The organism is Halomonas cibimaris, assembly GCF_039537045.1.
Taxonomy (GTDB): Bacteria; Pseudomonadota; Gammaproteobacteria; order Pseudomonadales; family Halomonadaceae; genus Vreelandella; species Vreelandella cibimaris.
On the sequence record NZ_BAAAZT010000012.1, the window covers coordinates 1 to 25,197 of the forward strand.

The window sequence follows — 25,197 nt, forward strand, 5'->3', positions numbered from 1 at the left end:
GCAGCTATCAGCGCACTCGACTGACCAAACACGGTTTTCCGCGTGGCTACCTGATGCGACAAAAACAGGTACACGGTTTTCAGACCGGCGACATGGTAAGCGCCACCGTGCCCACCGGCAGGAAAGCCGGCACGCATACGGGCCGTGTGGCCGTCCGCAAAACCGGCCGCTTTAATATCCAGACCCAACAGGAAGCAGTGCAGGGCATTTCGCACACATACTGCACCGTTATCCAACGTGGAGATGGCTACGGCTACCACCTCACAATAACCACTCACCAACGGAAAGGAGGAGCGGGACAGGCGGTGGCATAATCCGGGTCGCCCTGCGGGTGACGCGCTATCCCTCCCGGCACTCGAAGTACCGGGTATCCCGCGCAAGTTCTGATGACACGATCTCCCTTGATCAGCCCGGCGCTGCTGGAACGCATTGTTGACGCTTCGGAAGACGGCATTGTCGTGGCCGAGCAGGAAGGCGACGAAAACATCCTGATCTACGTCAACAAGGGGTTTGAACGCCTGACCGGCTACAGCGCAGACGAGATTCTTTATCGCGACTGCCGCTTTCTGCAGGGCGATGACCGCGACCAGGAAGCGCTTGATGCCATCCGCCGCGCCTTGAAGCAGGGCCTGCCGTCCCGGCAGGTGCTGCGCAACTACAAAAAGGACGGCACCATGTTCTACAACGAGCTGTCGATTACCCCGGTATTCGACGAAGCCGATAACCTGATGTATTACATCGGCGTGCAAAAGGATGTGACCGACCGGGTAGAAGCGCAGCAAGAGCTTGCAGCACTCAAGCGCGCCAATGCCGCCGAGTAAGCCGCCGGCAACGCTGGCCTTTCCCGTCGCCCGGCACTATCATCGTGGCCCTGTCAATCCGGCCCTGTTTGCGTGTAATCCCGCTGCCCGGCGCGTTTGCCCGGGCAGCCCACGCAGCGGCCGCCGACGCTTTCGTTTACCAACCTATCGGATATCCATGGCGCAATACGTCTTCACCATGAACCGGGTCGGCAAGATCGTGCCGCCCAAAAAGCAAATCCTCAAGGACATTTCGCTGTCGTTTTTCCCCGGCGCCAAAATCGGCGTTCTGGGCTTGAACGGCGCGGGCAAGTCCACGCTGCTGCGCATCATGGCCGGTGTCGATACGGAGTTTGAGGGCGAAGCCCGCCCGATGCCGGGTCTGAACATCGGCTATCTGCCCCAGGAGCCGGAGCTCGATGATGACAACAACGTCCGCGACACGGTAGAAGAAGCCCTCGGCGCGATCAAAAAGGCCCAGGAAGAGCTTGAGGCCGTCTATATGGCCTACGCCGAGCCGGATGCCGACTTCGACGCGCTGGCCTCCGAGCAGGCGCGACTGGAAAACATCATCGAAGCCGCCGACGCGCACAACCTTGAGCGCAAGCTGGAAGTCGCCGCCGAGGCGCTGCGCCTGCCGCCCTGGGACGCCACTGTGGGCAACCTGTCCGGCGGTGAGCGTCGCCGGGTGGCGCTGTGCCGCCTGCTGCTGTCCAACCCGGACATGCTGCTGCTCGACGAGCCCACCAACCACCTGGACGCCGAGTCCGTGGCCTGGCTGGAGCGCTTTCTTCACGACTACAGCGGCACCGTGGTGGCGATTACCCACGACCGCTACTTCCTCGACAACGTGGCCGGCTGGATTCTTGAGCTCGACCGCGGCGAGGGCATTCCCTTCGAGGGCAACTACTCGCAGTGGCTGGAGCAGAAAGAAGCGCGGCTGGCCCAGGAATCCAAGCAGGAGGCCTCGCGTCAAAAGGCCATCAAGAAAGAGCTTGAGTGGGTGCGCTCCAACGCCAAGGGCCGCCAGGCCAAGAGCAAGGCGCGCCTGAACCGCTTCGAGGAGATGCAGTCCGGCGATTTTCAAAAGCGCAACGAAACCAACGAGATCTATATTCCGCCCGGCCCGCGCCTGGGCGACAAGGTCATCGAGTTTCACAACGTCGCCAAGCGCTTTGACGACAAGCTGCTCTACGACGACCTGAGCTTTGCCATTCCCCCCGGTGCGATTGTCGGCATCGTCGGCGGCAACGGCGCGGGCAAATCCACTATGTTCAAGCTGATCGAAGGCACCGAAAAGCCCGATGCCGGCGAGGTCGTGCTGGGCGAAACCGTCGAAACCGCCTATGTCGAACAGCTGCGCGACGACATGGAAAACAAGCAGACCGTTTGGGAGGCGGTATCCGACGGCCAGGATATCCTCAACATCAACGGCTACGAAGTGCCGTCCCGGGCCTACGTGGGCCGCTTCAACTTCAAGGGCAACGACCAGCAAAAGCGCCTCGACGAGCTCTCCGGCGGCGAGCGTGGGCGGCTGCAGCTGGCCCAGACGCTCAAGCAGGGCGCCAACGTGCTGCTGCTTGACGAACCGTCCAACGATCTGGATATCGAGACCCTGCGGGCGCTGGAAGAAGCGCTTTTGGCCTTCCCCGGCTGTGCCCTGGTGATCTCACACGACCGCTGGTTCCTCGACCGCATCGCCACGCATATTCTGGCGTTTGAAGGGGATTCCCACGTGGAGTTCTTCGACGGCAACTACACCGAGTACGAAGCCGACCACAAAAAGCGCGTGGGCAGCGACACGCCCAAGCGCATGAAGTACAAGCGCATCGACGCGTAATAGCGCAGCGCGCAGCATGTACGATCAAAAAAGGCACCCGAGGGTGCCTTTTTTGTGTTCAGTGCTTTAAGTGTTAGCCCGCCGGCCAGGTGAATTCGCGCCCGCCAAGCAGGTGCATGTGGATGTGATAGACGGTCTGGCCGCCCATCTCGTTGCAGTTCATCACCACGCGGTAGCCGTCTTCGGCAAAGTCGTTTTGCCTGGCCAGCTTCGCGGCCGCGTACTGCAGCCGCCCTACGGTTTCCAGATCGCTTTCGTTGATATCGTTGAGCGTGGCGATGTGCTTTTTGGGGATGATCAGCACATGGGTCGGCGCTTGAGGATTGATATCGTTGAACGCCAGCACGTGCTCGTCTTCGTAAACGATGTCGGCGGGCACTTCCCGCTCGATCATCTTGCAGAACAAACATTCCATCCGTTTTCCTCCTTGCAATCCGCAACGCTGCCGCGCACGGCTGCGCTTACGGTAGCGTTTTTGCGCGGCATACGCCACGGTCAGCGCTAGTAAAAGCGCCGCTCGGCCAGAAGCTGGCGCAACAGCGGCGCCATGATCAGCTCCAGCGTCAGCGCCAGGCGCGCGCCGGGCACCACCAGGGTGTGCGGCCGGGTCATGAACGAGTCACTGATCATCGCCAGCAGCCAGGGAAAGTCCACCCTTGAGTGCTCGCGAAAGCGAATGACCACAAACGATTCACCGTCGGTGGGAATATCCTGCACCTCAAAGGGATTGGAGGTGTCCACCGCGGGCACGCGATGCAGGTTGATGTGGGTGCGCGAAAACTGCGGCTGAATGCAGCGCACGTAGTCGCCCATGCGCCCGAGAATGGTGTCGATCACCGCTTCCTGGGAATAGCCGCGCATCCGGGTATCGCGGTCGATTTTCTGGATCCATTCCAGGTTCATCGCCGGGGCCACGCCCACCAGCAAATCCACGTGGCGGGCAATGTCGTACTCTTCGGTGACCAGCCCGCCGTGCAGCCCTTCGTAAAAAAGCAGATCAGTGCCGCTGGGCAGCGGCCGCCATTCGGTGAAGGTGCCGACCTTATAGCCCGCCTCCACCTTTTGCTTATCCTCGGCGTGAATATAGTGGCGGTACTGGCCGCTGCCGCCGTCGCCGTATTCCACGAACAGCGCTTCCAGCCGGTCCATCAGGTTGGCCTCGACGGAAAAGTGCGACAGCTTTTCGTAGCGCTCGGGCTCGGCGCAGTACATGCGGTGCAGGTCGTCGCGGGTATAGCGGTGGAAGGCATCGCCGTCGACTATCGCGGCGTGCACGTCTTCGCGCTGAAACATGCGCTCAAAGCTGCGCCGCACCGTGGTGGTGCCGGCACCGGACGAGCCGGTAACGGCAATGATCGGATACTCGCGGGACATCAGCGGCCCCGAGGCGCGGCGCCGGCGGCCTGCTCGGTTTCCCGGGCAATGGCGCGGTGAGCGATATCCCGGCGGTACTGTGCGCCGTCCCAGTGCACGCAGGCCACGCCCCGGTAAGCGGCGTCGCAGGCGTCGAGCACGCGCTCGCCCAGCGCGGTAACGCAGAGCACGCGCCCGCCGGCGGTAAGCAAGCGCCCGTCAGCGTCCACTGCGGTGCCGGCCTGAAACACCTTGCAGCCGCCGGCCTCGGCGGCGTCGATGCCGCTGATCGCATCCCCTTTGGCGTAGCGGCCGGGATAGCCGCCGGCGGCCATGACCACGCCCACGGCGGCGCGGCTGTCCCAGCGGCACTCGCGGCCGGCAAGCGCGCCGTTGGCGCCGGCCAGGCACAGCTCGGCCAGGTCGGACTCAAGGCGCAGCATGATCGGCTGGGTTTCCGGGTCGCCAAAGCGGCAGTTGTATTCGATGACTTTGGGGTTGCCCGCCGCGTCGATCATCAGCCCGGCGTAGAGAAAGCCGGTGTAGGCGTTGCCCTCGGCGGCCATGCCGCGCACCGTAGGCGCAATCACTTGCTCCATGATGCGCGCGTCCACTTCCGGGGTGACCACCGGCGCCGGCGAGTAGGCGCCCATGCCGCCGGTATTGGGGCCGGTGTCACCGTCGCAGGCGCGCTTGTGGTCCTGGCTGGTGGCCATGGGCACGATATTTTCGCCGTCCACCATGACGATATAGCTGGCTTCTTCGCCTTCGAGAAACGCCTCGACCACTACCCGGGCGCCGGCATCGCCGAAGGCGTTGTCTTCCAGCATGTCGCGAATGGCCGCCTCGGCTTCGCTTTCACTGGCGGCCACGACCACGCCTTTGCCGGCTGCCAGGCCGTCCGCCTTGATGACCACGGGCGCGCCGAGCCTGTGCATGTAGTCAAGCGCCGGGGCCACCTCGGTAAAGGTCTGATAGGCCGCCGAGGGAATGGCATGGCGAGCCAGAAAATCCTTGGCAAACGACTTGGAGCCTTCCAGCTGGGCCGCCGCCCGGGTGGGGCCGAAGATCGCAAGCCCGGCCGCCTGAAAACGATCCACCACGCCTTCCACCAGCGGCGCTTCGGGCCCGACCACGGTCAGGCCGACCTGCTCGCTACGGGCGAGCGCGACCAGCCCGTCGATGTCGGTGACGGCGATGTCAACGTTGGTCAGGCCGGGCTCGCCGGCCGTGCCGGCGTTACCCGGTGCCACCAGCACCTGCTCGACCGAGGGCGACTGGGCGATTTTCCACGCCAGCGCGTGTTCGCGGCCACCGCCGCCTATGAGTAGTACCTTCATGCTGTCCCTTCTTGAGCTAAAGCGTCGTGGGCGCCGGTGCCGCGTTCGCCAGGCGCGCTGCAGAGGCGTATTATGCCACAGCCAAGCGCCGGGCCGGCCAGCCCCTGCCGGCGTTTTTCCCACCCATCAACCGATACGCCATGAACCTGATTTTACTCAGCCCTGAGGATATCACCGCCGACGGCAACGCGACGATCCGCGATCCGCGCCGCCTGCGCCACCTGCGCGAGGTGCACCGCGCCGCGCCCGGCCAGCATTTGACCGTAGGCGTGGCCGGCGGCGCCATGGGCCGCGCCGAGCTCACCGCGCTGAACGACCAGCAGGCTACGTTTCACTGCGCGCCGCTGACCCAGACCCCGCCGCCGGCGCTGCCGGTGCATCTGGTGCTGGCCCTGCCCCGCCCGCGCATGCTGGCGCGCACGCTGGAGCACGTCACCGCGCTGGGAGTCAAAGACATCACCCTGCTGCATACCCGGCGCGTGGAGAAAAGCTACTGGCAGTCGCCGGAGCTGGCGGCGGAAAAAATCCGCCGGCATCTGGTGCTGGGACTGGAGCAGGCCCGGGATACCGTACTGCCCGAGGTGACGCTACGCCGCGGCTTTCGCCCCTTTGTCGAAGACGTGCTGCCCGGGCTGCTGAGCACCCGCCGCGGGCTGGTGGCGCATCCGGGCATGGCCAACGCCTGCCCCCGCGGGCTGCGCGAGCCTGCGGTGCTGGTCGTGGGGCCCGAAGGGGGCTTTATCGACTGGGAAGTCGAGCGGCTGCTTGCCGCCGGCTGCGAAGGCATGCACCTGGGCCCGCGCATTTTACGGGTGGAAACCGCCGTGACCGCCCTGCTGTCGCGGCTGTTCTAGGCGGCCTGCAGGCTAGTCGTCGTCTTGCGCGTGCGGCTTGTGCGCCACAAACTCGGCGTCTTCCCCGCATTCGGCATCCCGGGTAAAGGTTCGGCCTACGTCCAGGTGTCCAAGATGGCCAAGGGTGCGCCGCCCCAGCAGTACCGGGTAGTTCATCGCGCTGCGATCGCGCAGGCTGAACTGCTCTTCGTACACGGTGTTGCCTATGCACAGCTTGAGCAGCACCACCGGGCGCTGGTCGCGCCCGCCGGCGCCGCGCACGGTCAGGGTGCGATACAGCGGGCGCTCGACTTCTTCAGTAACGGTGTCGCCGGTGTCTTCGTCTTCCAGCCGGAAACGAAAGCGCACCCAGTCTTCGCCGTCTCGGGTGAAAGATGCAATGTCTCGGGCGTCGATGGATGACGTCAGCGCACCGCTGTCCAGCTTGGCCTTGACCTTGATGTCCCACGGCTTGAGCTCGGCCTTTTCGACCCAGCCCAACACCTCGGACGAGTCGGCAGCGGCGCCGCCGGCCGCCAGCAGGCAGCCGGCCGCCAGCCCGGCGAGCATTCGCGTCACGCATGCGGTCATACAGTACTCCGTTAGCTGTTTTCCAGCCGCTTGAGCAGCGCCTGGGTGGCAAAGCCGTCCGCCGTCAGGCCCTGATCGCGCTGAAAGGCGCGCAGCCCCTTGCGGGTATTGGGCCCCATGATGCCGTCGGCGCCGCCTACCTCATAGCCGGCCCGGTTCAGCAGCCGCTGCAGCCGAGTTACGTCGTCCCGGGTCAGCGGCGCCTGCTCCCGGGGCCAGGCGTTGACGATGCCTCTGCGCCCGGCAACGGCATCGCTTAGCTTGGCCACGGCCAGCGCGTAGCTGGTGGCGTTGTTGTAGCGCAGGATGCTGCGAAAATTGGGGCCGGTAAGAAACGCCGGGCCTTCGGCCCCCGCGGGCACGATGATTTTGGCCTCGGCAAACTCGGGCAGCGTGGCGCCGTCGACGGCGCGCACGCCCCGCCGGCGCCACTGGGCCGTGCTCAGCTGCCCGGTCTGGGCGTAGTCAAAGTCTTCCGGCAGGCGCACCTCGGTGCCCCAGGGCTGGCCCGGCTGCCAACCGGCGCGCTTGAGGTAGTTGGCCGTGGAGGCCATAACGTCAGGGATGCTGCCCCAGATATCCCGGCGGCCGTCGCCGTCGCCGTCTACCGCGTAGGCGCGAAAGCTGGAGGGGATGAACTGGGTATGGCCCATGGCCCCGGCCCAGGAGCCCACCATGTCGTCGGCGGCAATGTCCCCGGCATCGATGATCTTGAGCGCGGCCAAAAGCTCCTGGCGGGCAAAGTCGCGCCGGCGGCCGTCAAACGCCAGGGTGGCAAAAGCGTCCAGCGTGGAATAGTCGCCGAAATGGCGGCCGTAGTTGCTCTCGATGCCCCAGATCGCCACGATCACCTCGGCCGGCACGCCGTAGCGCTTTTGCATGGCCCGGGCGGTAGCCCGGTGGGCGGCAAGCTTTTCCCGGCCGGTGTTCACCCGGGCGCTGGAAACGGCGGTGTCGAGGTACTGCCATATCGGGCGCACGAATTCCGGCTGGTAGCGGTCGTTTTCGATAACCTCGGGGCGGTAGCGCACGCCGTCCAGCGCTCGCTCAAGGGTGCGCTCGCTGATGCCCTGACCTGCGGCGCGGCGACGAAACGCGCCCAGCCAGTCGACGAAGCCGGCGCGCTGCTCGCTGGCCTCGGGCGCCGAGCGGCTATCGACTTCCTGCATCAGCGCGCTTTCGGCCTGAACGCTACCGGCCGCCAGCAGTACGCCCAGCAGCGAGGCGCGGGCAAGACCTGATCGAGCAGACAGCACACCGGGGATAAAAGGCAACATGGCGCTCCTCAGTTGTCGCGGGCAAAGAAGCGATGGTCCCTTATAAACGCGGCCAACGCCAGCCCCGGCGCCTGCCCGTCAGGCGGGCGGAGTGACCCGGGGCGGGGCAAAGCGCTCCGGCGCGTGGCGCCACGGGCGGTGACGCAAGGCGGCGGGCAGCGCCGCCAGTTCGGGCAGCCAGCGGGCCACGTAATGCCCGTCGGGGTCGTAGCGCTCGGCCTGTTTGAGCACGTTGAAGTAGCGGTCGCGACGCGGATCGCGGCCGGTGCCGCCGACGTAGCGCCAGTTTCCCCAGTTGCTCGGCGCGTCAAAGTCGACAAGGCAGTGCTCGAACCAGGCCGCGCCCAGCCGCCAGTCCACGCCCAGATCCTTGACCAAATAGCTTGCGACGTTCTGCCGGGCGCGGTTGGAAAGAAAGCCGGTAGCGGCAAGCTCGACCATGGCCGCATCGATAAAGGGAATGCCGGTGCGCCCGTCGCGCCAGGCGCAGAAGGCATCGCTGAGCGGGGGCAGCTCGCGGCGGCCAAAAAGCCCGCTGCCGTCGAGGGCCGCGGCGTGGTGAAAGTAGTCTCTCCACCACAGCTCGAAGGTGATCCAGTAGCTGGATTCGCACGCGCCGTGGCGCGCCTCCCAGCGTTTGACGGCCTGATGCACTTGGCGCGGCGACAGACACCCCCGGGCCAGCCAGGCCGACAGGCGGGTGGAAAAATCCGGCCCTGCAAGGCCGTTGCGCGTCTGTTTATAGTGCGCCGGCCCCGAAGGCGCAGGCGACGCGCCGGTTTGCCACAGATACGCCTCCAGGCGCTTGTGCCCGGCCGCTTCGCCGCCGACGTAGTCAAACTGCCCGCGCGGGTCGGGCTGCCAGGCGGCGCTTTGCCGGCTCAGCCGGGCAAGCGGCGGAAAGCCGCGCGATGCGTCATCCGGCCAGGGCGGCAGCGTCACCGGCGCGGGCAAGGCCGGGGGAATTTCGGCGTCTTTTTCCACGCGGCGGCGAAACGCCGAAAAGGTGCTCGGCAGCGCGTCCAGGGCAAACGGCAGGGCGGCGGTATCAACCAGGGTGTTGCCTGCAACCACCTCAAGCGCGGTGCCGGCCGGCAGTTTTGATCGTAGCGCATCGATCTGAGCCGCTTCATCGCAGCAGGGTTGGCGGCTTACTCGAACCCGGCGCGGGCGTAGCGTGTTGCACAGCGCGGCGAGCTCATCGGCCGGCGTGCCGATTTTTACCAGCAGATCGCTGCCCAGCCGCAGCAGCTCGCCGCGCAGCGCCATCAGACTTTGCCAGATAAACGTCAGCCGAGCAGGCCCCAGGCGCATTCCGCTTTCCTCGCGGTGCCAAGCGTCCAGTTCGCGACCGTCCAGCACATACACCACCAGCATGGCCTCGGGCGGCGAGGCAAAGCGCAGCAGCGGATTATCCGCTACGCGCAGATCATTGTTGAGCCAGATGATGTCGGTCACGGTCTGGGACATAGCGGCGTCTCCCGGTGGCGGCGAGCGGCCCGTGCCTGGCGGCGGCAGCGTTCACTGCAGTAGCGCACCTCGTCCCAGCAGCGCGCCCATTTCTTGCGCCAGGCAAAGGGGCGCTGGCAGCAGGCGCAGCGTTTGTGCGGCAGGTCGGCTTTGCGCTGCATGGCTCGCTCGCTGGATATCAATAATTCGACAATAAAAACACGTCGTACAATGAATGTACACAAAAGAGACGCGTCGCGGGGAAATCACGGTGCAGCGCCGCCGCAACCCTCGACGGGTACGGCGGCGCTGGCGGAGGGCGAGGCAAGAGCGGGCAGGTACATGCGCCGTGACGGGGTTAGCGCAGCCAGCCGCCAAGCTCGTTGTTGGCGATATCGACCAGCGCGTCGATATGATCGTCGCGGTCGTTCAGGCAGGGAATGTAGGTAAAGGTCTCGCCGCCGGCGGCCATGAAGCTGTCGTGGATCTCTTCTTTTATTTCTTCCAGAGTTTCCACGCAGTCGGCGGAAAACGCCGGGGAAATCACCGCAATATGCTTGTGCCCCTGTTTCGCCAGCTCAGCGACGTGGTCTACCGTTGCCGGCCCCACCCACTTCTCCGGGCCAAACTGGGACTGAAAGGCCGTGTCGATATCGCCTTTTTCCCAGCCCAGCTGCTCGCGCAGCAGGCGCGTGGTTTTCTGGCACTGGCAGTGGTAGGGGTCGCCTTCCAGCAGGTAGCGCTCGGGCACGCCGTGATAGCTTGCCACCAGCTTGCTCGGCGCCGAGTCAAGCCCGGCGCAGCCGTCCACCACCGACGCCGCCAGAGCGCGCACATAGCCCGGATGATCAAAATAGGCCGGCACCGTGCGAATGGCCGGCTGCCATTTCATCTTCATCAGCGTGCGAAACGCCTGGTCGTTGGCCGTGGCCGTGGTGGGCGAGCCGTACTGCGGGTACAGCGGGAAGAACACGATGCGCTTGCAGCCCTTCTCCGCCATGCGGTTGAGCACGCTTTCGGTAGACGGGTTGCCGTAGCGCATGCAGAAATCGACTTCCACGTCGTCGCCGTAAAGGGCTTGCATACGCTGGGCGAACTTTTCCGTCTGCGCCCGGGTAATGGTGAGCAGCGGACTTTCGTCAAGTTCGGTATTCCAAATGCCCTTGTAGGCCTGACCGGAAGCGAAAGGCCGCCGGGTGAGAATGATCAGCTGCAGGATCGGCTGCCACTTCCAGCGGGCGTAGTCGACCACGCGCCGATCAGAGAGAAACTCGCCCAGGTAGCGGCGCATGGACCAGTAGTCGGTATTGTCCGGGGTGCCGAGGTTGGCCAGCACAACACCGACCTTTGCCGGTGCAATGGGCGGGTGGTCGCTGTCGGCGTGAGCCAGGCGGCCCTCACCCGGCTGATCCTTGGCTATCGTGGTGCTCATGCGTCTCTCCTGAATCCGGCGTTGTCATAAGCCCGGATGATAGCACTTTTACCGCACAGCGCGGTACGTCCTTGTGCCCGAAAAACGCGTTGTATAACTATTGATCAAATAGTTTTTGATGAAACCGGTCTCGAAAAGATTGTCTTCACAAAGCCACTCTTAACAAAAGCCCGCTGGCAAAACGGCGCTATGCAAAAATGCAAAAGCGCCCCTGCAACCCGTCACTGGTATTCAGACGGATCAATGGCCTTGCCTAGAGAGTTGCGGTCAATCCAGTTGCCGGCCTTGGTTTCCTTGTAGCGAAACACCACCCGATCACCGATGGCCACGGGCAGCTCGGCATCTTCGGTCTGATAGCTGTAGGCCTCTCCGTCCACCTTCAGCGCATAGCGGTACAGATCGGGCATACCCAGCCACTCCTTGAACGGCCCTTCGCGCTCCACGGCCTGAAGCTCTCCACGCGCCTGCAGTTTGGGCGTACGTTTACCTCGGCGAAAACCACCTGCCATCGTGTTTCCTCTTTGTGATATGTGAGCCGGATACCGGCGCTTTGTGCAACGGGCCGGGCATTATACGTGCTCGCCGGCGAGTCTCAAGCGCGCCGGCACAAGCCAATCTGCGCCGGCGCGCTACTCGCCAAAGGTTTCGCCGTAGCTGTCCGGCGCCAGGTCTTCAAAGCGGGTGTACTTGCCGATAAACGCCATATGCACAGTGCCGATGGGCCCGTTACGCTGCTTGCCGATAATCAGCTCGGCCAGCCCCTGGTTATCGGGGTTGTCGGGATTGTAAACCTCATCGCGGTACACAAAGGCGATAACGTCGGCGTCCTGCTCGATGGCACCGGACTCGCGCAGATCCGACATCACCGGGCGCTTGTTGGGCCGCTGCTCCAGCGAGCGGTTGAGCTGGGAAAGCGCCACCACCGGGCAGCCGAACTCCTTGGCCAGCCCCTTGAGCGAGCGGGAAATTTCCGAAATTTCCCCGGTGCGGTTCTCGGAAAAACCGGGAATCTGCATCAGCTGCAGATAGTCGATCATGATCAGCGCTACGTTGCCGTGCTCGCGCACCACCCGGCGAATGCGCGAGCGCATCTCGTTGGGCGAAAGTGCGGCGGTATCGTCGATAAAAAGCTGCTTGTCCTTGAGGATATTGACCGCCGAGGTCAGCCGCGGCCAGTCCTCGTCTTCAAGCTGGCCGGTACGCACACGGGTCTGGTCAATGCGCCCAAGCGACGACAGCATGCGCAGCATCAGCGATTCCGCAGGCATCTCCATGGAAAACACCATGACCGGCTTGTCGCTGGAAATGACTGCGTGCTCGACCATATTCATCGCAAAGGAGGTTTTGCCCATGGAAGGCCGGCCGGCGATGATCACCAGATCCGACGGCTGCAGCCCGGTGGTCATCTCGTCGAGGTCACGAAACCCCGAGGGCAGCCCGGTCATTTCCCCCTTGAGGTTAAAAAGCTCGTCGATACGATCCACGGCCTTGGTCAAAAGCTCGCTCATGCCGATGGGGCCACCGGCCTTGGGGCGCTCCTCGGCAATCTGGAACACCAGCCGTTCGGCCTCGTTGAGCAGTTCATCCGCCGGGCGCCCCTGGGAGGCAAAGGCGCCGTCGGCAATCTGGTTGGCCGCGCGGATCAGCTTTCTCAGCGTGGCGCGCTCGCGCACGATCTCGGCGTAGGCGCGGATGTTGCTGGCCGACGGGGTGTTGCGCGCAAGCTCGGCGAGAAACGCAAGCCCGCCCACGGTATCGAGCTGGTCCCGGGCTTCCAGCGCCTCAGAGAGCGTCACCACGTCCAGCGGCTGGCCGGCCTCGGCCAGGTGCGCCATGACGTTGAAAATCAGCCGATGCTCGTAGCGATAGAAATCATCCGCCGCCAGATGATCGGCAACGTGATCCCAGGCCGGATTATCCAGCATCAGCCCGCCCAGCACCGACTGCTCCGCCTCCAGCGAGTGAGGCGGCAGCTTCAGCGCGGCGGTCTGCTGATCCACGGGCAGCGCCTCATGCGTGGTGTCCGGCATGGCAAGGCTCCTTGGCAGCACGGTCAACGAAAAAATCAGCGAAAGCATACGACATCCGGCCGGCGGCCGGGAACACAAAGGGCGCGGGGAGTTTCCCCGCGCCCTTCTGCGCGTCGTACATAGCGCCGCCGCCCTCGGGGCGCGGCGGCGTTTATGCGGTCATGGCTTATTCACCCACGACGATAATGCGCACCACGGCGTCGACTTCCGCGTGCAGGTGCAGCGTGATGTCGTACTCGCCGGTTTGGCGCAGCGGCCCTTCCGGCATGCGCACTTCGCGCTTGGCCACGTCGATGCCGGCAGAGGAAATGGCGTCGGCCAGATCCCGCGGACCGATGGAGCCAAACAGCTTGCCCTCTTCGCCGGCCTTGGACACCAGCGAAAGCTCAATCTCGTTGAGCTGCTCGGCGCGAGCTTCGGCCTCGGCGCGGCGCTCGGCGGCCTGCGCTTCGAGCTCGGCGCGCTGGGCTTCAAACGCGGCAATGTTGTCCTTGGTGGCCGGTACGGCGTGGCCGTAGGGAATCAGGTAGTTGCGTCCGTAACCGGGCTTGACGGTGACCTGATCACCCAGGCCGCCCAGCTTGCCAATCTTGTCGAGCAGAATGACTTCCATCTCGTAAACCTCTTGTCAGTTGCTACTGTCCGTTGCTGCGGGCAAGGCGTGCGCGAACGTTGGCGAACGAATCAATCAGCCCTGACAGCAGCACAATGAGAATCATGGGCCAGGTGGTAATCAGCAGCAGGTAAAATGCGCCGAGCCACAGCCCGTTCATCTCCTTTAATCCAATAATTCCGTGTACCAGCGCCACGCCGGCAATCAGCAGCGGCACCCAGCCCACCAGCGCAAACCCGGCCATGCCGAACAGCATGCTGATAGCGCCAAGCCCTGCCAGCAGGGCGAGCTCACGCGGGGCCAGGCGCAGGGCGTGAAACTCCCGGCGAAAGCCGCCGGGGTTATAAAGCCCGGCCTGCCAGCTGCGCCCGATCGCCAGGCAGGCAACGGCCAGCAGCAAAATCACAAGCCCGGTTACCCCGCTGACGACCAGGTCGGCCAGCAGCGTGGTGTCGTAGCCGGTGCGGCCAAGCTCGGTGACCATGCGGTCGAACTCGGCCGAGCTCTGGCGCAGCTGTGCGAGCATGGCTTCGGTGCCGCCCGGCGGGCGAAAAATGCCCAGCTCAATCATGGCAGCGCAGGCCAGGGTGCCGGCCAGCAGCGCTTCGCTCCAGCGCATGCGCTCGCGCAGAACCACGCCCATCAGCGTGGCCAGCAGTACGCTTGCCAGGGGCACTACGTCGCCCTGGGTCCACCACCAGCCGGCGGGAATGGCCGCGGCCAGGATAACCGGCAGCGCGGCTGCAGCACCCTTGCGCAAGGTGACCAGCGCGGCAATAGCCGCACCCAGCCAAAAAAGCCAGGGTATGAGCGAGGCCAGCAGCGTAGCGCCCACGGCGTAGCTCGGGCGCTGCATCAGCCAACGGGCAAAAGCCAGCATGGCGTTGGCGGCTTACTGGTGGCTATCGGTGTAGGGCAGCAGGGCCAGGTAGCGCGCGCGCTTGACGGCGCCGGCCAGCTGACGCTGGTAGCGTGCCTTGGTGCCGGTGATACGGCTGGGAACGATCTTGCCGGTTTCGGTGATGTAAGCCTTCAGCGTGTCCAGATCCTTGTAGTCGATCTGCTTGACGCCTTCAGCGGTAAAGCGGCAAAACTTGCGGCGACGGAAAAAACGTGCCATGGAACAGCTCCTTAATACGTGCAGTAGATAAAGCGCAGGGCGTAAAACAGCAAGCGGCGTTACGCAGACTCGCTGCGCGGCTTGTCATCACGCGGCTTGTCGTCGCGACGCTGACGCTTTTCTTCCACCGGCTTCATCATCGGCGAGGCTTCGGTGATGGCTTCCTTGCAGCGCATGACCAGGCTGCGGATGATCGCATCGTTGAAACGGAAGATGTTTTCGATCTCTTCAAGCGTCTCGCCTTCGCACTCGACGTTCATCAGCACGTAGTGGGCCTTGTGGATCTTGTTGATCGGGTATGCCATGTGGCGGCGGCCCCAGTCTTCCAGGCGATGCACGGTGCCGCCGTTGTCGGTGACAATGCCGGTGTAGCGCTCGACCATGGCCGGCACCTGCTCGCTCTGGTCCGGGTGGACCATGAACACGATTTCATAATGACGCATGGAATCTCCTTGCGGTTTGGCAGCTTCCGTTGGGCACGCGGCCGCAAGGAAGCAAGGAGTCATACTACAATGCGCCGGACGCGCGGGTGCGCTGCCGGGCATCAAGCAGAACGGATAAAAATGCCCGCCGGTAAAAAGCGGGCGCAGGCATTCTATGGAAGCGCCGGCTAACTTGCAAGCCGACGCTGGCGCAGCGCCTCGAAAAGGCAGATGCCGGTGGCAACAGAGACGTTGAGGCTGGAAACCTCGCCGGCCATGGGCAGTTTGGCCAGGTAGTCGCAGGCGTTTCGGGTGAGCCTTCGCATGCCCTTGCCCTCAGCGCCCATCACCAGCGCCACCGGGCCGCTGAAATCGATATCATAGACGCTATGGTCGGCTTCGCCGGCGGTGCCGGTAATCCACACCCCGGCATCTTTCAAGGCACCCAGCGTGCGCGCCAGGTTCGTCACCTGATACACCGGCACGCTCTCCGCCGCGCCGCAGGCGACCTTGCGCACCGTGGCGTTCAGCGGCGCGGCCTTGTCCTTGGCCACGATCACGCCGTGGGCGCCGGCGGCATCGGCGCTGCGCAGGCAGGCGCCGAAGTTGTGCACGTCGGTCACGCCGTCAAGCACCAGCAAAAGCGGCGGCGTGTCGTGGGGCCAGGCCTTGAGCTTGAGCATCAGTGAGGCCTCGCTTTCCGCCACCAGCGGCGGGCAGAACGCCACCACGCCCTGGTGAGCGGCGCCGCGAGTCAGCTGATCGAGCGCCTCCCGCGGGTGTTCCTTGACCACGGCACCGCCGTCCCGGGCCCGGCGGATGATCGTCTGCAATCGCTTAGCGGCTCCTTGCTGCACCCACAGCGCCCGGGGCGCTTCGCCCCGCTCCAGCAGGCTTTCCAGGGCGTGCACGCCAAAGACGTGATCCAGCCCTTCCGGCGGGCGCGGTCCCCGACGATGCGCAGAGCCGTGAGCACTCACGATGCATCACCCTTGCCGCCCGAGCCGGTACGCCGACGGCGCGACGGGCGCTGCGGCCGCGGCGGGCGTTCATCGGCCAGGATGAAGTCGATCTTGCGATCGTCCATGTCCACTCTTGCCACCTGCACGGTGACGCCATCGCCCAGCCGGTAGGTGGTACCGGTACGCTCGCCTTTGAGGCGGTGCTTTTCGGCTTCGTAGTGGTAGTAGTCCGACGGCAGCGAGCTGATGTGCAAAAGCCCCTCAACGAAAAACGCGTCCAGCCGCACGAACAGGCCAAACTGCGTCACCGCCGCCACGCTACCGTCGAAGGTTTCCCCCAGCTTGTCGGACATGAACTCGCACTTGAGCCAGCTTTCCACGTCGCGTGTGGCGTCATCGGCGCGGCGCTCGGTCATCGAGCAGTGCTCGCCGAATTCCAGCATCTGCTCAAACGTGTAGGGGCTCCACTGGCTTGGCGGCTCGACCGGTGCGCCCTCGGCGCGCAGCACCGTATCAGTCTTGCGCGGCCCGCGAATCACCGAGCGGATGGCGCGATGCACCAGCAGATCCGGATAGCGGCGGATCGGTGAGGTGAAATGCGCATAGGCGTCGTAAGCCAGACCAAAGTGGCCTTCGTTCTGGGGCGAATACACCGCCTGGTTCATTGAACGCAGCATTACCGTTTGAATAACGTCGGCGTCCGGCCGGTCGGCGATGCTTTCCCGCAGCGCCTGAAAGTCCTGGGGCGTGGGGTCGTCGCCGTTGGGCAGGGTCAGCCCCAGCTCGCTGAGAAACAGGCGCAGCTTTTCCAGCCGCTCGGCCGAGGGTTTTTCGTGAATGCGATAAAGCGCCGGCAGATCATGGGTATCAAGAAAGCGCGCGGTGGCCACGTTGGCCGCCAGCATGCACTCTTCGATCATCTTGTGGGCGTCGTTGCGGCTGCGCGGCACGATCTTTTCAATCTTGCGCTCGTCGTTGAACACGATCGCCGTTTCGGTGGTGTCAAACTCGATGGCGCCGCGGGCCTCACGGGCCTGGCGCAGCACACGGTACAGCCCGTGGAGCTGCTTTAACGGCGTGACCAGATCGCGATACTCCTCGCGCAGGGCCGCGCCGTCTTCGCTGTCTTCATCGAGAATCGCGGCCACCTTGTTATAGGTCAGCCGGGCGTGGGAGTTCATTACTGCTTCGTAAAAGCGGTAGTCCTTCACTTCGCCGGCGGCGGTGATGGTCATCTCGCAGACCAGCACCAGCCGGTCGACTTTCGGATTCAGCGAGCAAAGCCCGTTGGACAAAAGCTCCGGCAGCATGGGGACCACCTGGCCGGGGAAGTACACCGAGTTGCCCCGCCGGCGGCCTTCGTCGTCCAGCGGCGTCCCCGGGCGCACGTAGTGTGAAACGTCGGCAATCGCCACCATCAGCTTCCACTCGCCGCCTTCGGCCGGCCGGGCATAGACGGCATCGTCGAAGTCCTTGGCGGTTTCGTCGTCGATGGTCACCAGCGGCACGTCACGCATGTCGATGCGGTGGCGCTTGTCGTCTTCTTCGACCTCGGCAGGAATCGAGGCGATCTGATCGATCACCTCGGGCGGAAACTCGGCGGGAATCTCGTAGCTGCGGATGGCAATGTCGATTTCCATGCCCGGGTCCATGCGCTCGCCCAGCACTTCGGCCACCTCACCTACCGGCTGCACTCGCGTCGCCGGCTGCTGGGTAATGTTGACCGACACAACCTGACCGTCCTGAGCGCCGGCGCAGGCGCTGTGCGGCACGATGACTTCCTGGGTAATGCGCGGGTTTTCCGGAATCATCACGCCGAATTCAGGAGTGTTGCGCCGATACACGCCGACCAGGGTCTGGGTGTTGCGCGCCAGCACGTCGACAATCGTGGCTTCGTCACGCCCGCGCCGGTCGCGGCCGCTGATACGCACCAGCACGTAGTCGCCGTGGAAGACGCGGCGCATCTGCCGGGGCTGCAGCACCAGGTCAGGCTTTTTGCCGTCGTCGCGCTGTAAAAAACCGAACCCCTCGCGGTGGCCGATGATTTTGCCTTTGATCAGGTCGAGCTTGTCAATCAGCGCGTAGGCGCCGCCGCGGTTGCGCAGCACCTGGCCGTCGCGCTCCATGGCGGCCAGACGGCGGCGCACGGCCTCCTGAAGCTCGTCATCGTCCAGGCCCAGCATGCGGCTCATGTTCTCGTGGGTGATCGGCTTGCCGTAGGCTTCCAGCGCCGCCAGCAGATACTCTCGGCTGGGCGCCGGATTGGAATACTTGTGGGCTTCGCGACGGGCGTGCGGATCATCGCGTAACGTCCATTCTTTCATGCGGTAGGCATCCTTGATGACGTGCGTGGCAGGCGGTCATGCCTGGCAGGCGCAGAGCGCGGCGAGCAGTAAAATGCAGCGCCGGCGGCGCTGATACAAAAGGGCGCTCTTTCGGGGAATGTGCTTTTCATCATGCGGGCAGTATAGCGTTGCGCGCGCTATCACCCAACCGCCAAATACCCGCAGCCGGCTACACAGGCCGCCGGCACTGGCCCGCGGCCAAGCGGTGCGGGGCGGGCAGCGCCGGCGGCCGATAAAAAAAGCTTGCGTTTTATCATCACGGCGGTATCATACGCGCCACTTGCCCGGGTGGCGGAATTGGTAGACGCGCTAGCTTCAGGTGCTAGTGTCCGTATGGACGTGGAGGTTCAAGTCCTCTCCCGGGCACCATTTCATGGATCAAGGCAGATCGTCGCGCAAAGCGTGATCGTGCTGCGAGACATGAACGGGTGCACAAGGTTATATTCGCCCAGGTGGCGGAATGGGTAGACGCGCTAGCTTCAGGTGCTAGTGTCCGTAAGGACGTGGAGGTTCAAGTCCTCTCCTGGGCACCACGCGAATATAACCGACACGGCAAGTACGCAAAACAACGATGCGCCCGGGTGGCGGAATGGGTAGACGCGCTAGCTTCAGGTGCTAGTGTCCGTAAGGACGTGGAGGTTCAAGTCCTCTCCCGGGCACCACCGCAACGGTGGCAGCCCGCGCATCTTTTCCTGCTTTCTCCTGCAGTGTTTTTCTTGCCCATACTGATTTTTCTCTGCACTGCCCTTCCTCTGTACTCATTTCTCTCTGTACTAACTTCTCTCTGTCCTGCTTTTCTCCTGTTCTGTTTCGTTCTATCCTTTTGTCTGTTCTGGTTGGGCGACTGCTACTGAAAACGCCCGGGCTTGTTTGCCACCGCGTCCAGCGCCCAGCCCTCGGTTCGCGTCTGCCCTTCCAGGCGGTCTTCCATGTCCACGGGCAAGTCGGGGAAAAAATCCAGCCCGGTTCGCGCCTCGATTTCGTCGATACTGACCAGGTAGTCGTCCAGCGGCTCGTTGCCCTTGACGTTTTGCGGCATGATAAACGCCAGCGCTTTCGGGTCGGCAGCGTCCGGGGCGACGATAATCTTGTAAAACGCCGCGGGCACTTCGACAAGCCCTACGCGGTTGAAGACATTCTCCATAAAAGACGGCGGATACACCGGCCCGGTCACGATCTGCAAACGCGTAAAGCGCGGGGCAAAATGATCCATGATCGCCTCTTCCAGGCGCTGCCAGAGCTGGCGATTGAGCGCCGGCTTCTGAGGCAGCATGTTGCTCATGCGGAAGGTGTCGACCTGGGCATCGCGGCCGTGTACCGCGGCAATGGCGTAGTTGGGCGCCAGATGACCCCGGTCGTACCCGCTGCCGAAATAGCTGTCCGGGGCAATCGGCCATAGCGTACGCCAGTCTCTGGTAAAGCCCGGGCGCGAGCCGATGCGGCGGTCGCGTACGGCGTGCACCTGATAGCTTACCCACAGCGCACCGATGCGCACGTCCGACCAGCCCACCAGATAGCCGTCGTTACGCAGCACGCGGTGGACGCTGGTCGGCGTCAGCTCATCCCAGCCGGGCACGCCCATCCAGGTATAGTCGTCGCGGTACTGGCGCTCCTGATACTGCCAGAGCCCGGTGATCGCCACTGCGAAAAGCAGCGTAATGCCCAAACGACGTCCGTATCGGCGAAAGCGTAGCGGCTTGGCCACATCAGGCTCCTGTGATCGGGGCGCTACCAGCCCAGAGAAAACATGCTTTCCAGATCGTGGCGCGAGTGCACCTGCATGGCGTTGAGGGTTTCCGTATCGCTGACGCCTTCTACGGCGTTGAGCTTGCCGGTGACCAGCTCGGCCAGGCTTTCAAAATCCCGGGTACGGGCAATGGCCACCAGGTCGTACCGCCCGCAGGTCGAATACACTTCGCTGATGCCGTCCACCTCGGCCAGCCGTTCAGCCACGGGCTTGACCTGGCCTTGCTGGGTATTGATCAGAATTACCGCGTTTTGCATAACCTCCCCCTGCGCACGTATTCGGTGCAGCGCTGTGTCAAATCAGCTGTCTGCCTTGCCGGCAGCCAGGCGAGTATAGCAGCAAGCGCCGCGCCACACAGCGGGTCGCACCCGGCAAGCGGCTGCGCTAGCATGAATGCGGACGTGCACTACGCCCATTGACAACCCAAGGAGGTTTTTATGGCTGATCAAAGCCGCCGCCGCTTTATACGCCAAAGCACGCTGGGCATGGCGGCCCTGCCGCTGGGCGCCGGGCTGCTCTCCCCCTCGGCGCAGGCGCAATCCCTGCCCCGGCTGGACCCGTCCTCCAGCAACGCCCGGGCGCTCAACTATGTAGAAAAGGCCAGCAACGCCAGCGATCACCCGGCCTACGAACCCGGCCAGACCTGCGCTAGCTGCATGTTCTACACCGCTGACACCCAGGGCTGCCAGCTTTTCCCGCAGCACAGCGTAGCCTCCGGAGGCTGGTGCCAGTCGTGGACGTCTGCCGGCTGACCCTGAAGTAACGCGCCGCTGCCAGTCGCGGCAAGCCCGGGTGCGGCGGTTGGCAACGTCCGGGATACGGTGCCATCACGCTCTTGTCGTGCGGTTTTCAAACAAGCGTATAACGCCTGAGACGATGCGTACGGATCTTCACGGGCTCACGCCGTACGGCGGCGCACTGCCGGCGGATAGCAGGGTTTATCAAACGCTGTATTTGAAAAATACGCTGTATCATCTATGCTGAGAGCAGAACTAAAAACAACAGCGAGCAACGGGCAACGCCTTCTATCCTGCACAACTTTTCATCCTACAACACCTTGTATCCTACAACACCTTGTATCCTACAAGGCTTTCCATCCTACGAAACGAGGTGAGCATGAAGCTATCAATGAAACACGTTATCCAGACAGCCGCCATCGCCGGCGCTCTCACCCTGGTTTCCGGCACGGCACTCGCCGATCAGCAAGGTGAAAACGCCGTACATCCGGACCAGGCGGCAGATTCCGCCAACGACCCCACGGACGTACAGGCCGAAACGCGCCAAGCCGGTGAAGTCGATCCGGGCGATCCGGTTGTCACCAAGCAGGAAAGCACCAACAGCGCCAACGCTCCCTCCGCAGAAAACGGGCCGGACGGCAAACTGCCGGAAGATGACGGCCTGGTAGATGATCACGGCGTCGACTCCGCCAACGTCAAAGGATAACGCTCGCGGCTGCCCGCGCAGGGCCAGGCTTCAAGGCCGGGCTCTGCGCCTGCCCGAGGCGCATTGACAACATACGCGCTAAACCCGGCCATGTGCCGGGTTTTTGCATTGCGGCCTTATCGGCCTTGCCCTATGCGCGGTATAGTGCGCCGTCTTTTCTTATCCGGGGTTTTGCCATGTCGCTAGAAGACCTGCAACTGAACTTGCGCAATCTGACACCCGCCGACTATCCGCAGCTCAAAGCGCTGATGGACGCCGTCTATCACGATCTCGGCGGCGCCTGGCCGGCGCGCACGATCGAAAAGCTGATCCAGGCTTTTCCCGACGGGCAGATCGCCATTGAAAACGACGGCGTTATCGTCGGAGTGGCGCTGACCGTTCAGGTCGACTACGACGCCTTTTCCAACCCTCACCGCTACGATGACCTGATTGATCACCGGGAGACCGTTCTCAACAATCCCGACGGCGACGCCATGTACGGGCTGGACGTGCTCATCCACCCGGACTATCGCGGCTACCGCCTGGGGCGCCGGCTGTACGAGGCGCGCAAGGAGCTTTGCCGCTCGCTTAACCTGCGCGCCATTCTCGCCGGCGGACGCATTCCCCGATATTACGAGCATGCCGAGGATCTGGCCCCCAGCGAATACATCGAAAAAGTCGCGCGCAAAGAGCTGCACGACCCCATTTTGTCGTTTCAGCTGGCCAACGATTTTCAGGTCAAGCGGCTATTGCGCAAATACCTGCCTGAAGATGCCCCGTCCCGGGGCTACGCCACCTTGCTGGAATGGAACAACATCCTCTTCGAGCCCGCCGAGCGCGTGCTCAACACCCGCCCCACCCAGGTGCGCGTGGGGGCCGTACAGTGGCAGATGCGTGAGTTTTCCTCGGTGGAAGCCGCGCTGCAGCAGATCGAATATTTCGTCGATGCGCTGTCGGACTACCAAAGCGACTTTGCCGTTTTCCCGGAGCTTTTTAACGCGCCGCTGATCGGGCTGCAGGACCGCGCCGCGCAGCAGGATTCCATCGGCGCTATCCGTTTTCTGGCCGGCTTTACCGAGCCGTTCAAAACGGAGCTTTCGCGCATGGCGGTGGCCTACAACATCAATATCGTCGGCGGCTCCATGATTGAAATCGGCGACGACGACCGGCTTTACAATATCGCCTATCTGTTTCATCGCGACGGCAGCGTCGAGCGCCAGGCGAAGCTGCACATTACGCCCCAGGAGCGCCGGGACTGGGTGATCGAGGGCGGCGACGAGCTGCACGTCTTCCATACCGATGCCGGGCGGGTGGGCATTCTGATCTGCTATGACGTGGAGTTTCCCGAGCTGTCGCGGCTGCTGGCAGACCAGGACATGGATATTTTGTTCGTGCCCTTCTGGACCGACACGAAAAACGGCTATTTGCGGGTGCGCCACTGCGCCCAGGCCCGGGCGATCGAAAACGAATGCTACGTGGTGCTGTGCGGCAGCGTCGGCAACCTGCCGTCCATCGAAAATCTCGACATCCAGTACGCCCAGTCGGCGGTATTCTCGCCGTCAGACTTCGCCTTTCCCCACGACGCGGTGCTGGCAGAAACCACGCCCAACACCGAGATGATCTTCTTTTCTGACCTGGATTTGACCCGGCTGACCGTGGTGCGCGCCGAAGGCTCGGTGACCAACCTCAAGGATCGCCGGCAAGACCTGTTCGATCTGCGCTGGCGAGACTGGTCGTGGAAGTCCGGCGCCCACCTGGAACAGGACAAAAGGCGCGACGGCTAGCCGCCCGGCCCGGGGCCGGCATCGGGCCACAGCAAATGCGCGGGGATACGCCCCGCCGCATCAAATACAACGCCTTCGTCAGCCAGCCGTGCTCGCTGGCGATCGGCGCCGCCGTGATCGGCCGGCCGCCGGCTGGCTGCCACCACCCGGTGCCAGGGCAGCTCGCTGCCCGCGGGCAGCTTGCGCATGGCGGTGCCCACCATCCGCGCCGTCGCGCCTTCGGTCATCTGCGCCACGCGGCCGTAGGTGGTCACCCGCCCCGGCGGTATCTGCGCGACTACGGTGTGAATCTGCTCCAGCAGCTCAGGGCGGGCCATGGCTTCGTCCGTTGATGAAAAACGCTATCGGGTTTCGCGGCCCGCTTTGCGCGCCGGCCAGGCCTGCGCGTCCAGCTTGTGAGCCAAATCCGGGAACTGCGCCGGGTCAAAGACCGGCTCCACCCCGGCCTTGAGCTGGCGCTCGTAGTCGCGAAACAGCGCAAAGGCCACCGGCGAAAGCAGCAAAATAGCCACCAGGTTGATAAGCGCCATCATGCCCATGGATAAATCGGCAAAGTTCCAGATCGGCCCCAGGCTTGCCACCGAGCCCACCATGACCATGGCCAGCACCGCCAGCCGATAGATCAGCACCGCCACCGGCGCACGGCAGCCGGCCAGATACTCCACGTTGGCCTCGCCGTAGGAGTAGTTGGCAATCACCGAGGTGAAGGCAAACAGCAGGATCGCCACGGCAACGAACATGCCGCCCCACTGGCCTACGTGGCTGGAAAGCGCCATCTGCGTCAGCTGGATGCCGTTAACCTCGTCACCGGCCAGCAGCCCCGGCCCGGCCATAATAATAATCGCCGCCGTCGCCGTGCAGATTACCAGCGTATCGAGAAACACCCCGAGCATTTGAATAAAGCCCTGAGCGGCAGGATGGTCGGGCTTGGTGGTAGCGGTCGCCGCGGCGTTGGGTGCCGAGCCCATGCCCGCTTCGTTGGAAAACAGGCCGCGCTGAATACCGTTCATGATCGCCTGGGACACAGCATAGGCCACCGCACCGCCGGCGGCCTGCTCCAGGCCGAACGCGCTTTTGACAATCGTGGCAAGGGCGCCGGGCAGCTCCGCGGCGTTCGTGGCGACCACGACCAGCGCCAAAAGCAGATACAGCAGCGCCATCAGCGGCACGATCAGCTCCGCCACCCGGGCGATGGACTTCAGCCCGCCGAAGATAATCGGCGTAACCACCGCGATCAGCAGCACGCCGATGGCCCAGGTGGGCACGGCAAAGGCCTGCTCCATGGCCTGGGCAATGGAGTTGGCCTGCACGCTGTTGAACGCAAGGCCAAAGGCAATGATCAGGCACACGGAAAACGCCACGGCCAGCCAGCGCAGGCCCAGACCGCGCTCGATATAGCGCGCCGGGCCGCCGCGAAAGGTGCCGTCGCCGTGATCTACCTTGAACGCCTGGGCCAGGGTCGACTCGATAAAGCTGGTCGCCATGCCCACCATGGCCGTCATCCACATCCAGAACACCGCCCCGGGGCCGCCGAGCGAAATGGCCACGGCCACGCCGGCAAGGTTGCCGGTGCCCACGCGCGCCGCCAAACTGGTGGAAAGCGCCTGAAACGAAGAAATGCCGCCGTCGGACTCCCGGGAATGGCGCAGCAGCTTGAACATGTGGCCGAAATAGCGTAGCTGGATACCCCGGGTCATGACCGTGAAATAAAGGCCCGCGCCCAGCAGCAGATAAATCAGCACGCTGCCCCATAAAAGGCCGTTGCCGGCATCCACCAGCCCGGCGAAGGCAGCAAAAAAAGTGTTGTCCATGGCGTTTTTCCGTTTGCGGATGATAG

At 63.8% G+C, this 25,197-nt stretch carries 26 protein-coding genes, 3 tRNA genes and 1 pseudogene; 10 read left to right on the forward strand and 20 right to left on the reverse strand.

Annotated features, from left to right (window positions below):
- From ABD654_RS01140 to ettA, 3 genes and pseudogenes are all read left to right on the forward strand, one after another.
- Positions 1–314, forward strand: a pseudogene (locus tag ABD654_RS01140) (RNA-guided endonuclease IscB); the annotation flags it as partial.
- Positions 315–386: 72 nt separating this feature from the next.
- Positions 387–821 (forward strand): PAS domain S-box protein, encoded by a 435-nt coding sequence (locus ABD654_RS01145; RefSeq protein ID WP_344701456.1) that lies wholly within the window; start codon positions 387–389, stop codon positions 819–821.
- Between the two features lie 157 nt (positions 822–978).
- Positions 979–2,640 carry an energy-dependent translational throttle protein EttA gene (ettA, locus tag ABD654_RS01150; protein WP_344701459.1) on the forward strand — a complete coding sequence of 554 codons (1,662 nt, stop codon included), beginning with the start codon at positions 979–981 and terminating at the stop codon, positions 2,638–2,640.
- A gap of 73 nt (positions 2,641–2,713) precedes the next feature.
- Here the strand turns inward: ettA and ABD654_RS01155 are convergent, their stop codons facing one another.
- The 3 genes from ABD654_RS01155 to purD form a co-directional block, all read right to left on the reverse strand.
- Positions 2,714–3,055 carry a histidine triad nucleotide-binding protein gene (locus tag ABD654_RS01155; RefSeq protein WP_344701461.1) on the reverse strand — a complete coding sequence of 114 codons (342 nt, stop codon included), beginning with the start codon at positions 3,053–3,055 and terminating at the stop codon, positions 2,714–2,716.
- A gap of 86 nt (positions 3,056–3,141) precedes the next feature.
- On the reverse strand, positions 3,142–4,014 hold the full coding sequence (locus ABD654_RS01160) for a phosphoribulokinase (protein WP_344701463.1): 873 nt from the start codon (positions 4,012–4,014) through the stop codon (positions 3,142–3,144).
- Positions 4,014–5,333 (reverse strand): phosphoribosylamine--glycine ligase, encoded by a 1,320-nt coding sequence (gene purD, locus ABD654_RS01165; RefSeq protein ID WP_344701465.1) that lies wholly within the window; start codon positions 5,331–5,333, stop codon positions 4,014–4,016. Before purD ends, ABD654_RS01160 begins: the two co-directional genes overlap by 1 nt.
- Positions 5,334–5,473: 140 nt before the next feature.
- Between purD and ABD654_RS01170 the strand changes: the two genes are divergently transcribed.
- Complete coding sequence (locus ABD654_RS01170; protein ID WP_344701467.1) at positions 5,474–6,187, forward strand: 16S rRNA (uracil(1498)-N(3))-methyltransferase; 714 nt, start codon at positions 5,474–5,476, stop codon at positions 6,185–6,187.
- 12 nt (positions 6,188–6,199) lie between these two features.
- Here ABD654_RS01170 and rloA3 read toward each other — a convergent pair whose 3' ends face one another.
- The 13 genes from rloA3 to rnr form a co-directional block, all read right to left on the reverse strand.
- Positions 6,200–6,757: a retropepsin-like aspartic peptidase RloA3 gene (rloA3, locus tag ABD654_RS01175; RefSeq protein WP_344701469.1), complete on the reverse strand. Its 558-nt coding sequence runs from the start codon at positions 6,755–6,757 to the stop codon at positions 6,200–6,202.
- Positions 6,758–6,768: 11 nt separating this feature from the next.
- On the reverse strand, positions 6,769–8,034 hold the full coding sequence (locus ABD654_RS01180) for a lytic murein transglycosylase (RefSeq protein WP_344701470.1): 1,266 nt from the start codon (positions 8,032–8,034) through the stop codon (positions 6,769–6,771).
- A gap of 78 nt (positions 8,035–8,112) precedes the next feature.
- Positions 8,113–9,504 carry a DASH family cryptochrome gene (locus ABD654_RS01185; RefSeq protein WP_344701472.1) on the reverse strand — a complete coding sequence of 464 codons (1,392 nt, stop codon included), beginning with the start codon at positions 9,502–9,504 and terminating at the stop codon, positions 8,113–8,115.
- Positions 9,489–9,665 carry a DUF2256 domain-containing protein gene (locus ABD654_RS01190; protein WP_344701474.1) on the reverse strand — a complete coding sequence of 59 codons (177 nt, stop codon included), beginning with the start codon at positions 9,663–9,665 and terminating at the stop codon, positions 9,489–9,491. Before ABD654_RS01190 ends, ABD654_RS01185 begins: the two co-directional genes overlap by 16 nt.
- 176 nt (positions 9,666–9,841) lie before the next feature.
- Entirely contained in the window at positions 9,842–10,915 is a 1,074-nt protein-coding gene (gene hemH / locus ABD654_RS01195) for a ferrochelatase (protein ID WP_344701476.1), read from the reverse strand.
- 221 nt (positions 10,916–11,136) lie between these two features.
- Positions 11,137–11,424 carry a hypothetical protein gene (locus ABD654_RS01200; protein ID WP_344701478.1) on the reverse strand — a complete coding sequence of 96 codons (288 nt, stop codon included), beginning with the start codon at positions 11,422–11,424 and terminating at the stop codon, positions 11,137–11,139.
- Between the two features lie 120 nt (positions 11,425–11,544).
- Complete coding sequence (dnaB, locus tag ABD654_RS01205) at positions 11,545–12,945, reverse strand: replicative DNA helicase (protein ID WP_344701480.1); 1,401 nt, start codon at positions 12,943–12,945, stop codon at positions 11,545–11,547.
- A 166-nt stretch (positions 12,946–13,111) separates the two neighbouring features.
- A complete protein-coding gene (gene rplI, locus ABD654_RS01210) occupies positions 13,112–13,558 on the reverse strand; it encodes a 50S ribosomal protein L9 (protein WP_344701482.1) in 447 nt (148 codons plus the stop codon).
- A gap of 22 nt (positions 13,559–13,580) precedes the next feature.
- Positions 13,581–14,438 carry a hypothetical protein gene (locus tag ABD654_RS01215; RefSeq protein ID WP_344701484.1) on the reverse strand — a complete coding sequence of 286 codons (858 nt, stop codon included), beginning with the start codon at positions 14,436–14,438 and terminating at the stop codon, positions 13,581–13,583.
- Positions 14,439–14,450: 12 nt separating this feature from the next.
- Entirely contained in the window at positions 14,451–14,678 is a 228-nt protein-coding gene (rpsR, locus tag ABD654_RS01220; RefSeq protein ID WP_179928855.1) for a 30S ribosomal protein S18, read from the reverse strand.
- A gap of 59 nt (positions 14,679–14,737) precedes the next feature.
- Positions 14,738–15,121, reverse strand: a complete 384-nt coding sequence (gene rpsF / locus ABD654_RS01225) for a 30S ribosomal protein S6 (RefSeq protein ID WP_344701490.1) — start codon at positions 15,119–15,121, stop codon at positions 14,738–14,740.
- A 167-nt stretch (positions 15,122–15,288) separates the two neighbouring features.
- Positions 15,289–16,080, reverse strand: coding sequence for a 23S rRNA (guanosine(2251)-2'-O)-methyltransferase RlmB (gene rlmB / locus ABD654_RS01230; RefSeq protein ID WP_344701492.1), 792 nt, complete (start codon positions 16,078–16,080; stop codon positions 15,289–15,291).
- Entirely contained in the window at positions 16,077–18,386 is a 2,310-nt protein-coding gene (gene rnr, locus ABD654_RS01235) for a ribonuclease R (RefSeq protein WP_344701494.1), read from the reverse strand. The genes rlmB and rnr overlap by 4 nt, the downstream gene beginning before the upstream one ends.
- Before the next feature lie 303 nt (positions 18,387–18,689).
- Here rnr and ABD654_RS01240 point away from each other — a divergent pair.
- From ABD654_RS01240 to ABD654_RS01250, 3 genes are all read left to right on the forward strand, one after another.
- Positions 18,690–18,776: transfer RNA gene (locus ABD654_RS01240), tRNA-Leu, on the forward strand.
- 77 nt (positions 18,777–18,853) lie between these two features.
- Positions 18,854–18,940: transfer RNA gene (locus ABD654_RS01245), tRNA-Leu, on the forward strand.
- A gap of 42 nt (positions 18,941–18,982) precedes the next feature.
- Positions 18,983–19,069, forward strand: a tRNA-Leu gene (locus ABD654_RS01250).
- Between the two features lie 185 nt (positions 19,070–19,254).
- Here the strand turns inward: ABD654_RS01250 and ABD654_RS01255 are convergent.
- Together ABD654_RS01255 and ABD654_RS01260 are read right to left on the reverse strand one after the other, a co-directional pair.
- Positions 19,255–20,112, reverse strand: coding sequence for a DNA/RNA non-specific endonuclease (locus ABD654_RS01255; protein WP_344701496.1), 858 nt, complete (start codon positions 20,110–20,112; stop codon positions 19,255–19,257).
- 23 nt (positions 20,113–20,135) lie between these two features.
- Positions 20,136–20,411, reverse strand: a complete 276-nt coding sequence (locus tag ABD654_RS01260; protein WP_344701498.1) for an Lrp/AsnC family transcriptional regulator — start codon at positions 20,409–20,411, stop codon at positions 20,136–20,138.
- Between the two features lie 180 nt (positions 20,412–20,591).
- Here ABD654_RS01260 and ABD654_RS01265 point away from each other — a divergent pair, with 180 nt between their 5' ends.
- From ABD654_RS01265 to ABD654_RS01275, 3 genes are all read left to right on the forward strand, one after another.
- Positions 20,592–20,906 carry a high-potential iron-sulfur protein gene (locus tag ABD654_RS01265; RefSeq protein ID WP_344701500.1) on the forward strand — a complete coding sequence of 105 codons (315 nt, stop codon included), beginning with the start codon at positions 20,592–20,594 and terminating at the stop codon, positions 20,904–20,906.
- 364 nt (positions 20,907–21,270) lie between these two features.
- On the forward strand, positions 21,271–21,597 hold the full coding sequence (locus ABD654_RS01270) for a hypothetical protein (RefSeq protein WP_344701502.1): 327 nt from the start codon (positions 21,271–21,273) through the stop codon (positions 21,595–21,597).
- A 176-nt stretch (positions 21,598–21,773) separates the two neighbouring features.
- Complete coding sequence (locus ABD654_RS01275) at positions 21,774–23,360, forward strand: GNAT family N-acetyltransferase (protein ID WP_344701504.1); 1,587 nt, start codon at positions 21,774–21,776, stop codon at positions 23,358–23,360.
- Here the strand turns inward: ABD654_RS01275 and ABD654_RS01280 are convergent.
- Positions 23,357–23,677 (reverse strand): MGMT family protein, encoded by a 321-nt coding sequence (locus tag ABD654_RS01280; RefSeq protein WP_344701506.1) that lies wholly within the window; start codon positions 23,675–23,677, stop codon positions 23,357–23,359. The genes ABD654_RS01275 and ABD654_RS01280 overlap by 4 nt on opposite strands.
- A gap of 24 nt (positions 23,678–23,701) precedes the next feature.
- Entirely contained in the window at positions 23,702–25,171 is a 1,470-nt protein-coding gene (locus ABD654_RS01285) for an alanine/glycine:cation symporter family protein (RefSeq protein WP_344701508.1), read from the reverse strand.
- Positions 25,172–25,197: the final 26 nt, after the last annotated feature.